General features: G+C 64.7%; 12 protein-coding genes. 4 read left to right on the top strand and 8 right to left on the bottom strand.

All coding sequences use genetic code 11. The features are described 5' to 3' along the window. Window position 1: 1 nt before the first annotated feature. The 5 genes from A9K66_RS22745 to cpaB all read right to left on the bottom strand — a co-directional run bounded on the left by A9K66_RS22745 (window position 2) and on the right by cpaB (window position 5,343). Window positions 2–1,423 (bottom strand): CpaF family protein, encoded by a 1,422-nt coding sequence (locus tag A9K66_RS22745; RefSeq protein WP_067328067.1) that lies wholly within the window; start codon window positions 1,421–1,423, stop codon window positions 2–4. After that, entirely contained in the window at window positions 1,420–2,634 is a 1,215-nt protein-coding gene (locus A9K66_RS22740; protein ID WP_067328065.1) for a response regulator/pilus assembly protein, read from the bottom strand. The genes A9K66_RS22745 and A9K66_RS22740 overlap by 4 nt, the downstream gene beginning before the upstream one ends. Window positions 2,635–2,647: 13 nt before the next feature. Next, entirely contained in the window at window positions 2,648–2,923 is a 276-nt protein-coding gene (locus tag A9K66_RS22735; protein WP_067328063.1) for a hypothetical protein, read from the bottom strand. Window positions 2,924–2,927: 4 nt separating this feature from the next. Continuing rightward, the gene (locus tag A9K66_RS22730; RefSeq protein ID WP_245307654.1) at window positions 2,928–4,289 is read right to left on the bottom strand and encodes a type II and III secretion system protein family protein; all 1,362 of its coding nucleotides are present in this window, start codon (window positions 4,287–4,289) and stop codon (window positions 2,928–2,930) included. Between the two features lie 115 nt (window positions 4,290–4,404). Beyond that, the gene (gene cpaB, locus A9K66_RS22725) at window positions 4,405–5,343 is read right to left on the bottom strand and encodes a Flp pilus assembly protein CpaB (protein ID WP_067328058.1); all 939 of its coding nucleotides are present in this window, start codon (window positions 5,341–5,343) and stop codon (window positions 4,405–4,407) included. 254 nt (window positions 5,344–5,597) lie between these two features. Between cpaB and parE the strand changes: the two genes are divergently transcribed. Together parE and A9K66_RS22715 are read left to right on the top strand one after the other, a co-directional pair. After that, a complete protein-coding gene (parE, locus tag A9K66_RS22720; RefSeq protein WP_067328056.1) occupies window positions 5,598–7,649 on the top strand; it encodes a DNA topoisomerase IV subunit B in 2,052 nt (683 codons plus the stop codon). A gap of 43 nt (window positions 7,650–7,692) precedes the next feature. Beyond that, on the top strand, window positions 7,693–9,780 hold the full coding sequence (locus A9K66_RS22715) for an FUSC family protein (RefSeq protein ID WP_067328055.1): 2,088 nt from the start codon (window positions 7,693–7,695) through the stop codon (window positions 9,778–9,780). Window positions 9,781–9,829: 49 nt separating this feature from the next. Here the strand turns inward: A9K66_RS22715 and A9K66_RS22710 are convergent, their stop codons facing one another. Then, on the bottom strand, window positions 9,830–10,951 hold the full coding sequence (locus tag A9K66_RS22710; protein WP_067328054.1) for a DUF2336 domain-containing protein: 1,122 nt from the start codon (window positions 10,949–10,951) through the stop codon (window positions 9,830–9,832). Between the two features lie 150 nt (window positions 10,952–11,101). Between A9K66_RS22710 and A9K66_RS22705 the strand changes: the two genes are divergently transcribed. Then, window positions 11,102–11,554 carry a MaoC family dehydratase gene (locus tag A9K66_RS22705; protein ID WP_067000165.1) on the top strand — a complete coding sequence of 151 codons (453 nt, stop codon included), beginning with the start codon at window positions 11,102–11,104 and terminating at the stop codon, window positions 11,552–11,554. Further along, window positions 11,554–12,435 carry a CoA ester lyase gene (locus tag A9K66_RS22700; protein WP_067328417.1) on the top strand — a complete coding sequence of 294 codons (882 nt, stop codon included), beginning with the start codon at window positions 11,554–11,556 and terminating at the stop codon, window positions 12,433–12,435. Before A9K66_RS22705 ends, A9K66_RS22700 begins: the two co-directional genes overlap by 1 nt. Before the next feature lie 66 nt (window positions 12,436–12,501). On the opposite strand, the gene A9K66_RS22695 is transcribed toward A9K66_RS22700, so the two are convergent. Continuing rightward, window positions 12,502–13,110 carry a flavin reductase family protein gene (locus A9K66_RS22695; RefSeq protein ID WP_067328053.1) on the bottom strand — a complete coding sequence of 203 codons (609 nt, stop codon included), beginning with the start codon at window positions 13,108–13,110 and terminating at the stop codon, window positions 12,502–12,504. Window position 13,111: 1 nt separating this feature from the next. Next, complete coding sequence (locus A9K66_RS22690; RefSeq protein ID WP_067328052.1) at window positions 13,112–13,696, bottom strand: nitroreductase; 585 nt, start codon at window positions 13,694–13,696, stop codon at window positions 13,112–13,114.

Raw genomic sequence — 13,696 nt, 5'->3', positions numbered from 1 at the left:
GCTACTCCTGCGGCCGGCCGGGTTCGAAATACTTGCCCGGAAATTCGATGCCCATGTTGCGCAGGTCCTCGAGGAAGCGCGGTCGGATGCCCGTCGCCTCGAAATGGCCGACGATCTTGCCGTCCGCCTCCATGCTGGTGCGCACGAAGCGGAAGATCTCCTGCATCTGGATGACGTCGCCTTCCATGCCCGTCACTTCGGCGACGCTGGTCACCTTGCGCTTGCCGTCGGACAGGCGCGTCAGCTGCACGATGATGTCGATGGCGCTCGCGATTTGGCTGCGGATTGACTGCACCGTCATCGGCATGCCGGTCATGCCGAGCATCTGTTCGAGGCGCGATATGGCGTCGCGCGGCGTATTGGCGTGGATGGTCGCCATCGACCCCTCATGGCCGGTGTTCATCGCCTGCAGCATGTCGAAGGCCTCCTCGCCGCGGCACTCGCCAAGGATGACGCGGTCGGGCCGCATGCGCAGCGCGTTCTTGACCAGATCGCGCTGCTTCAGCTCGCCATGACCCTCGATGTTTGCCGGGCGCGTTTCCATGCGCGCGACATGCGGCTGCTGCAGCTGCAACTCGGCGGCGTCCTCGATGGTGATCAGGCGCTCGTCCTCGGGAATGAAGGCTGACAAGGCATTGAGCATCGTCGTCTTGCCGGTGCCGGTGCCGCCGGAGATGATCGTCGTCTTGCGCGCATGCACGGCCGCCGCCAGCACCTCGGCCATGTTCTGGGTGATGGCGCCGAACTCTACCAGTTTGTGCAGGCCGAGCTTGTTCTTGGAGAATTTGCGGATCGATACCAGCGGCCCGTCGACGCCGACCGGCCTGATCGCGGCATTGAAACGCGATCCGTCGAGCATGCGGGCGTCGACCATCGGCTGCGATTCATCGACGCGGCGGCCGACGGCCGCGACGATTTTATTAATGATCCGAAGCAGATGCGCCTCGTCCTTGAACGGGATATGGACCTGCTGCAGCTTGCCTCGCTTTTCGACGAAGCAGTTCTGATGGCCGTTGATCAGGATATCGTTGATCTCCGGATCCTTGAGCAGCGGCTCCAACGGGCCGAGGCCCACCATCTCGTCGACGATGTCGTCCACCAGCGCGTCGAGCTCGGCGGTGTTGATCGCCATTCGCTCCTGACGCGTCTTTTCCGAGACGAACTCATGCACCTGGCGGCGCATTTCGTCCTTGGGCAGCCGCTCCAGCGCGACGAGGTTGATTTCTTCGAGCAGCATACGGTGGATGCGCACGCGCGCGTCGAGCACCTTGTTGGCGCTCTTTGCGGGTGCTGCTTCCAGCTTCGGCGGCGCCGGCTTGCGGGTCGTCGGAATGACCACGGCGTGATGCGCAACGGGCGCGGGTTCGGGCGCCCGCAGCGGACGGACATCGCGATTCTGCAGGTTGGAGAAGCGACTGCTCATCCTGATTTCCTCTTCAAGAGGCCCTTGCCGAGGCCGAACAGCGACTTCGATTTTGCCGTCGTCGCCACGGCCTCCTCGGGCAGGATGATTTTCTTCAGGTCATTCACGACATTGGCGTTCGCATCGATGTCGTGCAGCGGCACGCCGCGGTCGACGGCCTCGCGCACCAGCCGGTAGTTGTTGGAGATACCGCCGACGAAGTGCTCGCCGAGGATATCCTGGACGTCGGCCTGCTTGATGCCGCTGTCGAACATCTTCTGCTCGAAACGGTTGACGATGACGTTCGGCTTCACTTCCTTGCCGGCCGTCTCGTAGATGGCCTGGATGAGACGCTGCGTGTGGCGCAGGCAAGGCACCGTCATCTCGGCCACGATATAGAGCTTGTTGGAGCCGAGCAGCACCGTCTCGGTCCACGGGAACCAGGTGCGCGGCATGTCGATGACGACATTGTCGAAATAGGCCGAGACGAGGTCGAGCATGCGCACCACGACATCGGTCTTGAACGAGCGCATTTCCGAAGGGCGCGTCGGCGCCGCCAGCACGCAGAGCCCGCTTGCATGCTTGGACAGCATGACGTCCAGCAGCTGCCGGTCGAGACGTTCGGGCTGGTTCTCGATTTCGGTGATGTCGAAGCGCGGCTCGAGGTCGAGATATTCGGCGCAGGCGCCTTGCTGGAAATTGAGGTCGACCACGCAGGTCGAGGCGCCGCGCGTCACCGAATGGTGCAGCTGGAAGGCGGTCTGCAGGGCAAGCGTGGTGGTGCCGACACCGCCGGCGGCCGGCATGAAGGTGTAGATTTGCGATTCAGTGTTTTCCTCCCGCCCCGGCCCTTGAAGCGCGCGAATGACGGAACGCACCAGATCGGCGGTGGTGATCGGCTTTACCAGGAAGTCGGCGACTTGGAGCTGCACCAGGATGCGCACCGCCGCCGCATTGAATTCCTGCGTGACGACGACCACCGGGACGCGGCCTTCGATTCGGCGCATGATGCGCTGCAGCGACTCGATCTCTTCGAGCTTGGCCGCGTCCATGTCGACAATGACGGCGCCGAAATCGGTCTCCTGGACCTCGCCGCGCAGTTCGTTGACGCTTTTCTCGACCGTCAAAAGCTCGATGACCTCGGATGTAGCGAAAGCCGTCCGCGTATCCTGCGAAAACGCCCGATCGGTCGAAACGAGCAGGATCTTCTTGGTCTTGGTGCCCGATGCCATGGTCGTCAGCCCATCAGTCTGCTGTCGTTGATACCGATGTCGTTGAAGCCGGCGCCGCGCCGGCCTTCGCGCCCGCGGCATTGGCCGTGGAGCTCGTGCTCGGAGCCGGCACCAGGAGCCTGGTGTTCTGGACGCCGTACTGCCAGGGGTCGACCATCTGCATGGCTGTGTTGGACGCCTGGGCGTTGCCGGCGGCCGGAGACACGCCTTCGGTGCGCACATAGTCGTCGCTGGTGCAGCCGGAGAGCGCGCCGGCGAGCAGCAGAGCGATGCAAGGAGCCAGACGCATGGCTTCAGTCCTTCGGCAGATCGAGGAAATGGCCTGACGTGGTCGCCGTCACCGGACGGGCCCCGCTGCCGTCGGCCAGTGCCAAGGGGCGCTTGGGAGCGGAAGCGTCGACTTCCTCGGTGTTGTTCAGGAAGTAGTCGGCATTGCTTGGCGGCCGCGTTCCGTCGGTGGGCTCGACCATCTTCTTCGACGGGTCAACCGGTTTGACCAGGTAGGGCGTGACGATGATCACCAGATCGGTCTCGCGCCGCTGATAGGATTTCGAGGAGAACAGCGGACCGAGAACCGGCAGCTTGCCGAGCCCCGGCAGGCGCGAGGTGGTGATGTCGTTCTGCGACTGCAGAAGGCCCGCGATCATGAAGCTCTGGCCGTTTTTCAAGTCGACCGACGTCTTGGCGCGACGCACGATGAAGGCAGGAATGGAAATGCCGCTGCTGACTTCGATCGACGCGGAGGGATCGATCGACGAAACTTCGGGCGCGATATCGAGGCTGACCAGTCCACCCTTGAGCACGGTCGGCGTGAAATCAAGACCGACGCCGTATTTCTTATAGCTGACGCTGATCTTGCCGTTGTCCTCGGACACCGGGATCGGGAACTCGCCGCCGGCAAGGAAGCTCGCGGTCTGGCCCGAGCGGGCGATCAGGTTGGGCTCGGCCAGCCGCCGGGCGAGACCGCGCTCTTCCAGCGCCTTGATGGCGATGTCGATCGAAACCCCGTTGGAAAGCAACCGGCCGATGATCTCGCCGGTCCCGGCGGTCGGTACCGTGCCCGGGTCGATGATGACGTCGCGACCGCCGACGCCGAAGGCAAAGTTGGCCCCGTATTTGGCGCCGAGATCCTGTCCCGCCTGCCGGTTGATCTCGACGAAACGGACATTGAGCTGAACCTGCTGCGAGGACGAGATGTTGACCGAGTTGATCACTTCCTCATTGCCGGAGAAGCGCGACGCGATCTTGCTCGCCTTGTCGGCCGCGACCGCGTCTTCCGCCTCGCCCGAAAGCACCACGCGGCCGTTGGCCGAACCGACCTTGATCTTGGCATCCGGCACGCTGGCGCGGATGGTGTTGGCCAGTTGGTCGGTGTCCAGCGTCACCTCGATGTCGATGGTGCCGACGAGCTGCTTGTTCTGATCGAACAGCGCGATGCCGGTGGTGCCGAGATTGTTGCCCAGCACATAGAAGGACTTGTCGGTCAGCGGATTGACGTTGGCGATCTCCGGATCGCCGATGACGATCTGATAGAAGGCCGCGTTCGTCATGATCGTCTTGGGCTTGCCCTTGGCGACTTTGATCGAGGCGTTCTTGGTCGCCGAGACGTATACGACGTCGTTGTTTGCCTGGGCCGGCGCTCCAAAGGCCAGCATTCCGGCGGCTGCCAGAAAGGCGCCCGCCACCATAGCACGCAGAAGGCGCCGCCCTCTCGTCGTCCGTTCTTTGTTCAACACAGGCATTGTCCCGTTCCCGGCCGGTCCCCACCGGCTATTGTTCTTGTTCCTTGGAAGGAACGACGTCTCCGTCGGCGGGCTTGGATGGAACCTTGTATTCCTCCACCTTCGTGCCACGGGACACGATCACCGTCTTGAATTTTGGCTCCTCCGGCTCCTTCGCCACCGCCTTGACCAGCGAGGCGGCGCTTGCCTCGGCGCTCGCGGCAACCGAACCGCCGAAGGAAGAGATGGTGGTAAGCCCGTTGCCGCTGGCGCTGGCATCGGCGGCGGACCGCAAAGACAGCGACAAGGAGCCGACGGTGCGGGCGAGCGCTACCTTCTGCGCCCCTTCGTTGGTGACCTCGAGGGTCACGGAATTGGCGACCTGCGGCTCGGTCTTGCGCTCGTCCGCGCCCTGCCCGACCGAAAGCACCTTGGCGTCGGACACGACGATTTCGGACGTGACCGTCGAGCCGGCTGCCCCTTGCGCGTTCTTGGACACTTCCTGGATTTCGCCGGCATCGCGCGTCAGCACGACGTCGACCCGGTCGCCCGGCGTGATGAAGCCGCCGACGCCGGCGATCTCGTCGGTGCGGATGGTGACTGCCCGCATGCCCCGCGACAGCATGTTGGAAAGTGTGGCGCGGCCATTCGGTCCCGACAGCTTGGCGAGCAGCACCGGCTCGTTGACCTCGATCGGCGACAGCACGACGCGGCTGCCTTCGGCCAGCAGCTTGTCGACGGTCGGGAAGGCGCCTTGCGGCAGAGAATCCTGCGGCCACGGAATTTCGGTGAGTTGCGACCGGTCGAGCTGCATGCCGTAGCGCAGCGGCGCATTCGCCACGACGATGGTCTTGAACTCGACTTTGGGCTCGTGCGGCACCACGATCGATGCCGTCTTCTGCTCGGACTGGGCCCTCGCCTGGCTTTTGACCCAGAAGTCCGCGGCAAAGATCGAGATCGCGCCGAAAACGGCTGCGATGCCGATCATGGTTATGGCCCTGCCCTTCACAACGAAACCCCTGACGCCCCGTGGTCTTTTGCCGTTGAGGCTCACGCTAGGCGTTAATGTTAAAGAATCAGGAATCCGAAGGGGTGGAGCCCGCCCTATTTCCGGCGGCTTGGTTATCGAATGGTTTTGGAATAAGAGACAGTTTGATCCCTGAACGGAACAGGAACTCGTTCGCCCGCCAAAAGCGTGGCAGTATCGAGGAGTGATTCGCAGTACCGGACTTAATGGCTAGCATGGACGACACCAGCGATCTTTTCGGCAACCCGGAAAAGCAGCCCCAGCAAGTACGCGCGCCCTCGCGGCCGGCCGATCCGCTGGTGCAGGCCGCGAAGCGCTCGGCCGCCGCCCGCGACGGCAGCGAGAGCTACAGCGCCGCCGACATCGAGGTTCTGGAGGGGCTGGAGCCGGTGCGGCGGCGCCCAGGCATGTATATCGGCGGCACCGACGACAAGGCGATGCATCATCTCTTCGCCGAGGTGATCGACAATTCGATGGACGAGGCGGTGGCCGGCCACGCGACCTTCATCGACGTCGAGCTTTCGGCGGACGGATTTCTTACCGTCACCGACAATGGCCGCGGCATTCCGATCGACCCGCATCCGAAGTTCAAGAAGCCGGCGCTCGAAGTCATCATGACGACGCTGCATTCGGGCGGCAAGTTCGACTCCAAGGTCTATGAGACCTCCGGCGGTCTGCACGGCGTCGGCGTATCCGTCGTCAACGCGCTGTCCGATCACCTCGAGGTCGAGGTCGCGCGCGGGCGCCAGCTCTATCGCCAGCGCTTCTCGCGCGGCGTTCCGGTGAGCGGGCTGGAGCACCTCGGCGAGGTGCACAACCGCCGCGGCACCAGGACCCGCTTCCATCCCGACGAGCAGATCTTCGGCAAGGGCGCCTTCGAGCCGGCCCGGCTCTACCGCATGACTCGCTCGAAGGCCTATCTGTTCGGCGGCGTCGAGATCCGCTGGACCTGCGATCCCTCGCTGATCAAGGAAAAGGATCAAACTCCGGCCAAAGCCGAGTTCCATTTCCCGGGCGGCCTCAAAGACTACCTCAAGGCCACCCTCGGCGACGAATTCCAGGTCACGCGCGAAGTCTTCGCGGGCAAAAGCGACAAGCAGGGCGGCCACGGCTCGCTGGAGTGGGCGGTGACCTGGTTCGGCGGCGACGGCTTCCTCAACTCCTACTGCAATACGATTCCCACTCCCGAGGGCGGCACGCATGAGGCGGGCTTCCGCAACGTGCTGACGCGCGGGCTTCGCGCTTATGCCGACCTCATCGGCAACAAGCGCGCCTCGATCATCACGACCGAGGACGTCATGATCTCGGCCGCCGGCATGCTGTCGGTATTCATCCGAGAGCCGGAATTCGTCGGCCAGACCAAGGACAGGCTGGCCACCATCGAGGCGATGCGCATCGTCGAAACCGCCATCCGCGACCCGTTCGACCACTGGCTGGCCGACAACCCGCAGGAAGCCTCGAAGCTTCTCGAATGGGTGATCGCGCGCGCCGACGAGCGTGTGCGCCGGCGCCAGGAAAAGGAAGTCTCGCGCAAGAGCGCGGTACGCAAGCTGCGCCTGCCGGGCAAGCTCGCCGACTGCACGCAGAACGCCGCGGCCGGCGCCGAGATCTTCATCGTCGAGGGCGACTCGGCCGGAGGCTCGGCCAAGCAGGCGCGCGACCGCGCCAGCCAGGCGGTGCTGCCGCTGCGCGGCAAGATCCTCAACGTCGCCAGCGCCGGCAACGACAAGCTTGCCGCCAACCAGCAGATTTCCGACCTGATCCAGGCGCTCGGCTGCGGCACCCGCTCGAAATATCGCGACGAGGACCTGCGCTACGACCGCGTGATCATCATGACCGACGCCGACGTTGACGGCGCGCATATCGCTTCGCTTTTGATCACCTTCTTCTACCAGGAGATGCCGAACCTGATCCGCGGTGGCCACCTCTATATGGCCGTGCCGCCGCTCTATTCGATCCGTCAGGGCGGTAAGGTGGCCTATGCGCGTGACGACGCGCACAAGGACGAATTGCTGCGCACCGAATTCACCGGGCGCGGCAAGGTCGAGATCGGCCGCTTCAAGGGCCTTGGCGAGATGATGGCCTCGCAGCTCAAGGAAACCACGATGGACCCGAGGAAGCGCACGCTTCTCAGGGTCGACGTGATCGATGCCGAGCAGGCGACCAAGGACGCCGTCGACGCGCTGATGGGCACCAAGCCCGAGGCCCGCTTCCGCTTCATCCAGGAACGTGCCGAATTCGCCGAGGCCGACGTGCTGGATATCTGAACGCGGACTGGTCCATAACAGGCTCCGGCACGGAGACTTGCATGTGACCTGGACGCGGCTGAAGGATCTAGTCGGGACACCGTTAAGTGAGTTGACCCAGCCGACGCGTTCGGACTGGATCTTCGCGCTGCGAACGGTTTCTGCCGGGCTGATCGCGCTGCTTGCCGCTTACGCCTTAAAGCTCGATCATCCGCAGTGGGCGATGATGACCGTGTTCATCGTCGCGCAGCCGGTCGCCGGCATGGTGCTGGCGAAAGGCTTCTACCGCCTGCTCGGTACGCTGGCCGGCGGCCTGGCGGCGATCGGCATCACATCGCTGTTCGGCACCAATCCCTGGCTCTTGGTGACGGTGCTGGCACTATGGATCGGCGTCAGCACCCTCGTTTCCTCGCTGCTGCGCAATCCGGAAGCCTATGGCGCCGCCCTTGCCGGCTATACAGCGATGATCATCAGCCTGCCGGCATTCGGGCAGGCGCATCTCGTCGTCGATCTCGCTGTCGCGCGCTGCGCGGAAATTGTGCTCGGCATCGTCTGCGCCGGCGTCACCAGCCGGCTGATCCTGCCGAAGCTCGCGGCGGACGCCATCATCTCCAGGCTGAAACGCAGCATTCTCGATCTCGCCGACTACGCCTCAGGCGCCTTTTCCGACGGCGATCCGGCCGGTCTTGCCGCTCTCCAGCGCAAGCTGATCACCGATGCCCAGACACTTGCCGAAATGCGCACCTATGCGCGCCTCGAAGCGCCGAGCTTCGCGACCCGCGCCCATCCGGTCCGGCGCACGATCGGACAGCTCCTGTGGGCGCTCTCGGCGGCCCGCGCGCTGCATACCCATGCCGCGCCGGAGAATGCGACGCTCATCCCTGTTCGCAGCGAGATGAAGGCAATCGTCGGGGAACTCGCTACGACGCGCGACGCGTTGGACGACACCGGCCCATGGGTGGCCCGGCTCGAGGCAATCGCGATCAGGGCAAGAGAAACGGCGCCGGTGGCCACCGATCCCGGTGAAGACAAGGTCGGCACCATCACCCGCCTCACCCTTGCCGCCGATTTCGCGGAGGCGCTGAAGCAGGTGATGCGCGGCTTGGATGCGCTTCGCTCGCCGGTTTCCCGAACGTCTCGTGAGCGGCAGCAACCGGCCCTGGTCGTGCACCGCGACTATCATGCGGCCTGGCGCAATGCGGTGCGCGCCGCGCTCGCCACGCTTCTGGTGGCCGCCTTCTGGCTGACCACCAAATGGTCGGAGGCGGCGGGCACCGTCATTCTCGTCGCCGTCGTCTCCAGCCTGTTCGCGGCGCGTCCCGATCCGGTTCAGTCGGCCTGGGGCTTCTTCACCGGAACGCTCCTCGCTTTGCCTTTCGCTTTCCTCGGCCAGATCGCAATGCCGGCGCTGCCCGGCTTCGGCTGGTTCACCCTCTTTGTCGTGCCGATCCTGGTGCCGGCAGCGCTCGGCATGGCCAATCCGCGGCATGTCGGCGTGGCCACCGCCTTCGCCATCAATTTCTTGGCTTTCCTCAGCCCGCACCAGATGATGACCTATGATCCCGGCCCGTTCTTCGCCGGATCGGCATCGATCCTGGTCGGCATCCTGATCGCCATCGGCGTCTTCATCGTCGTTCTGCCGGCCAATCCCTGGGCCACTGTTGAGCGCATCTCGAAGGCGATGCGCGAGGACCTGGCGCGCCTTTGCCTGCATGAGCGCGTCCCCAGGCGTTCGGCCTTCGAAAGCCTGGCCTATGACCGGATCAACCAGTTGATGCCGCAACTGCAGCAGACCGGGAGGAAAGGCGACCCTATTCTTGGCGGCAGCATTGCCGCCGTGACCGTCGGCCTCGAAGTGCTCCGGCTGCGCCAGGCGCAACTGAACTCCACCGTGCCACGCGAGACGGTCGAGTCGATCGGCAACTTCCTGCGCGGCCTGGCGCGGGAATTGCTGTTCAGGAGGCATGGCGAGCCGCAGACCTCGACCATCGCCGTGGCGCGGGAATATGCGGCGAGCATCGCCGGTCGCAGCGACCGGCCGGAAATGCTTCAGGTCGCGGCCTCACTGCGCATCATCGCTGCCGCGATGCAGGATTATCCGGATTTTTTTCGCGAAGGGGCACCCTTAGACGGGCCGGGCCGGGATACGTGAGCATCGAGCAGGAAGCCGCCAGGCCGGCCACACCTGGCACCGACGTGCGCTAGGCGGCGGCAATTGCCAGCGCATGCCCGCGCGCGTTCTCGCGCAGCGCGTCGAGATGGATCGACTTCACCAGTCCGGCGAGATCGCCCTCGGCCGATTGCCCGCCGAGTTCCTTCAGCATCAGCCAGCTCACCTCCTGCACGCCGGCGACACGCTTGCCGTTGGCGACCTCGCGCCAGATCTTCAGCGCGCGCAGGATGATGCCGTGCGTGGCGGCGGCGAGGCCTGCGCTGCGGAACAGCGCCTGCAGCGCAACGTCGTGCCCGCCGGCCAGCAACGCCCTCACCCGCTGCTCGGATTGTTGGGCAAGCGCCACCAGGGCCGAGCCGAAGAAGTCGACCTTGCCATGCGCGACGGTGCGGATGATGAAGCTCGCGGTGAGATCGCCGCGCAGTCTGAGATGCTCGATCAGCGCGGCGTGCTCCTCGGCGCGGGTGCCCTCGATCAGCGTCACCGAAGCCTTCACGCAGGCGTCGCGCATCACGCGGTCTGCCCGTGCCGCTCCCATCAGTGCCAGTACCAGCGGCGATCCCTTCAGCGTCTCGCCGAGCTTGACCAGAAGCATGTGCCGGCAGTCCGCGGGAAGCCGCGCGTCGGCGATCAGCGCCTCGCGCACCAGCGGCAGGTGGCCGTGCCGTTCGGCCATCCGGCGGAAACTCAGCGATGCAATATCGGCGCCGCTGTTGGCGATCAGCGTGGCGCAGGCTTCCGGCTCGCCGATCTCGGCGATGGCTGCCGCCAGCGACATCGAGACGACGGGACGGTTGGCTATCAGCTTTTGGGTGGCCTTCTGGCCGCAGGCGACGCGGTCGATGAGATCGGCATCGGTAAGCAAAGGCGAACGCGCCAGCACCAGCGCCGCCACTTCCGGCTGGTCGGAAGCGAGTGCTGCGATCACCTGCGGCGGGGCGTGATGGCTCATCGACAGCGCTTCGGCGAGCGCCTGCCGGACCTTGGCGGAAACGTCGTCGAGCAGCAGCGTGAGCGCCGCCTCGGCGGCGCAGCGATCCTCGAACGGCAGGTCGGAATTGATGTAGGCGCGGGCCAGCGCGCTCGCGGCGGCGGCGCGCTCGGAAACCCTTGCCTTATCGATCCACTTTAGAAAATGCGAAACAACCATGCCGATCAGCTACGCCCTTGCCGAAACGTTTCGGCCCCGTTGGGAACGGTAAGCTGGAAATGGTTTACGAACGGTTCACCATGTTTCTTAACCGGCTTGATGGCTTTGCAACCAACGCTTATCAAACAGGAATAGCGGAGGAGATCGACCATGGCCGGGCTTTATCTGGAGGAGTTCGTCGTCGGCCGCGTCTTCCGGCACACGCTGCGCAAGACCGTCACCGAAAGCGACAACATGCTGTTCTCGGTGATGACGCTGAACCCGCAGCCGCTCCACATCGACTTCGACTTCGCCGCGAAGAGCGAATGGGGCAAGCCCTTGGTCAATTCGCTGTTCACGCTCGGCCTGATGATCGGCATCTCGGTGAACGATATCACCGTCGGCACCACTGTCGCCAATCTCGGCATGAAGGAGACCGTCTTCCCGCACCCGGTTTTCCACGGCGACACCATTCGCGTCGAGACGACGGTCGTTTCGGTGCGCGAGTCCAGGTCGAAGCCCGATCGCGGCATCGTCGAATTCGAGCACCGCGCCTATAATCAGAACGATGTTCTTGTCGCCAAATGCACGAGGCAGGCGATGATGATGAAGAAGGCGTCCTGATGCGCTCGCTGCTCTTCGTGCCGGGCGATTCCGAGCGCAAGCTGGAAAAGGGCTTTGGCGCCGGCGCCGACGTGGTCATCGTCGACCTTGAGGATTCGGTCCCCGCCGGCAACAAGGCGGCCGCCCGCAAAGTCGCGGCGAACCTCATCGCCGGCCACCGACGGCAGACCAGCTCCGCCATCTACGTACGCGTCAACGATCTGTCGACCGGCCTGACCGACGATGATCTTGCGGCGCTCGTCCCGGTGAAACCCGACGGCATCATGCTGCCGAAGTCGAACAGCGGACAGGATGTCCAGCAGCTCGCGGCCAAGCTTCGGGTGCACGAGGCCGAAAGCGGCTTGCCGGATGGCGGCATAAAGATCCTGCCGATCATCACCGAAACCGCATCCGGCCTGCTGGCTGCCGCGAGCTACGCCGGAGCGAGCAGCCGGCTTGCCGGACTTACCTGGGGCGCAGAAGATCTGTCAGCCGCAATCGGCGCGCGTTCGGCGCGCGACGAGAGCGGCCGCTACACCGACGTCTTCCGCCTGGCGCGCGCGACGACCATCCTGGCGGCCGGAGCGGCGGAAATCGCCGCGATCGATACCGTCTTTCCGGATTTCCGCGACATGGCCGGTTTCGAAGCCGAATGCAGAGAGGCCGAGCGCGACGGCTTTACCGGCAAGATGGCGATCCATCCAGCGCAGGTGCCGGTCATCAACACCGCCTTCACGCCCTCGCCGGAAGCGGTCGAACGATCGCGGGCGATCGTCGACGCCTTCGCGGCGGCGGGAAATCCGGGCGTCGTCGGCATCGACGGCAAGATGTATGATCGGCCGCACCTGCGGCTTGCGGAGCGGCTGCTGGCACGCGCGAGAGCGGCGGGACTTTCAGCCTGAACCGCCAATTGCCAGACCATCATGGGGATCAGTTTGTAGCGGACGTGAGCCGTGTAGCCCTTTCGGTTAATCCTTGCTCCAGCGCGGCCGCCGCATCGAGAAAATCTCGTTCACGCTGGCATAGTCCATATAGCCGAGCCGGGCGACATTGCCGGCCCTGACGATGTCGAACAGGCCGTCCCTGAGATAAGCATCGTCGATGTGGACCCCGACGACCTCGCCGGCGACGACGATGGCGCTGGTCTCGGCGCCATCCAGTGCCCGCGGCCGAAATATCTCGGTCACCTTGCATTCGAGGGCGGCGGGCGCTTCCGCCACGCGCGGCGGCGCGACGAGGCGCGACGGCGCCATGGCGAGATCGGCATAGGCGAACTCGCTGACGCCGCGCGGCGCATCGACGGCGGTGCGGTTCATCTTCTCGGCAAGCTCGCGGCTGACGAGATTGGCGACGAATTCGCCGGTTTCTTCAGCGAAGGTGGCGCTGTCCTTCGCGCCTTCGGATGAGAACCAGACGATGAAAGGCCGCGTCGAAAAGGCATTGAAGAAGGAATAGGGCGCCAGGTTGATCTCACCGGCCTTGTTCAATGTCGAGATCCATCCGATCGGGCGGGGTGCAACGATCGCCTTCGACGGATCGTGCGGCAGGCCGTGCCCCTTGGATGGCTCGTAGAACATCTTAGCCGGCCCACGGCCCGGCATAATCGGCATAGAGCTTCGCCGGATCGGGTCGGGGCCGCTCCGGCGCCGGTCCCTGGTACGAGCCGATATGGACGAAGCCGATGACGCGCTCCTGCGGCGACAGCCCGAGGATCGCCCTGCCCTCCGCAACGTCGGAATACCAGTTGCTGATCATGTTGGTGCCATAGCCCAGCGCGTTGGCCGCGATCATCAGATTCATAGCCGCCATTCCGCCCGACAGGAACATCTCCCATTGCGGGATCTTTGGGTTCTCCCGCGGCACGGAGACGACGCCGATCACCAGCGGGGCGCGCGAGAAGCGCGCCAGTTCCTGGTTGCGGCGCCCCTCCGGCAACGGTCCTTCGCGCTGCTCGGCAAGCGCCGCGAGCTTCTTGCCGATCTCGACCCGCGCCTCGCCGCGGTAGACGATAAACCGCCAGGGCTCGAGGCGGCCATGGTCTGGCACCCGCGATGCCGCCGCGATCATCGTGGCGATTTCCGCATCGCTCGGCGCCGGCTCCTTGAGGTCGGGAATCGGCGCTGAATTGCGGGTCAGCAGGAAGTCGATGATCGGCGACGCCAT

Origin of the sequence: Mesorhizobium sp. AA23, assembly GCF_001672435.1 — a bacterium.
Lineage (GTDB): Bacteria > Pseudomonadota > Alphaproteobacteria > Rhizobiales > Rhizobiaceae > Mesorhizobium.
The sequence above is the reverse complement of the archived record's forward strand: the minus strand, read 5'-3'. Positions and strand labels throughout refer to the sequence as shown.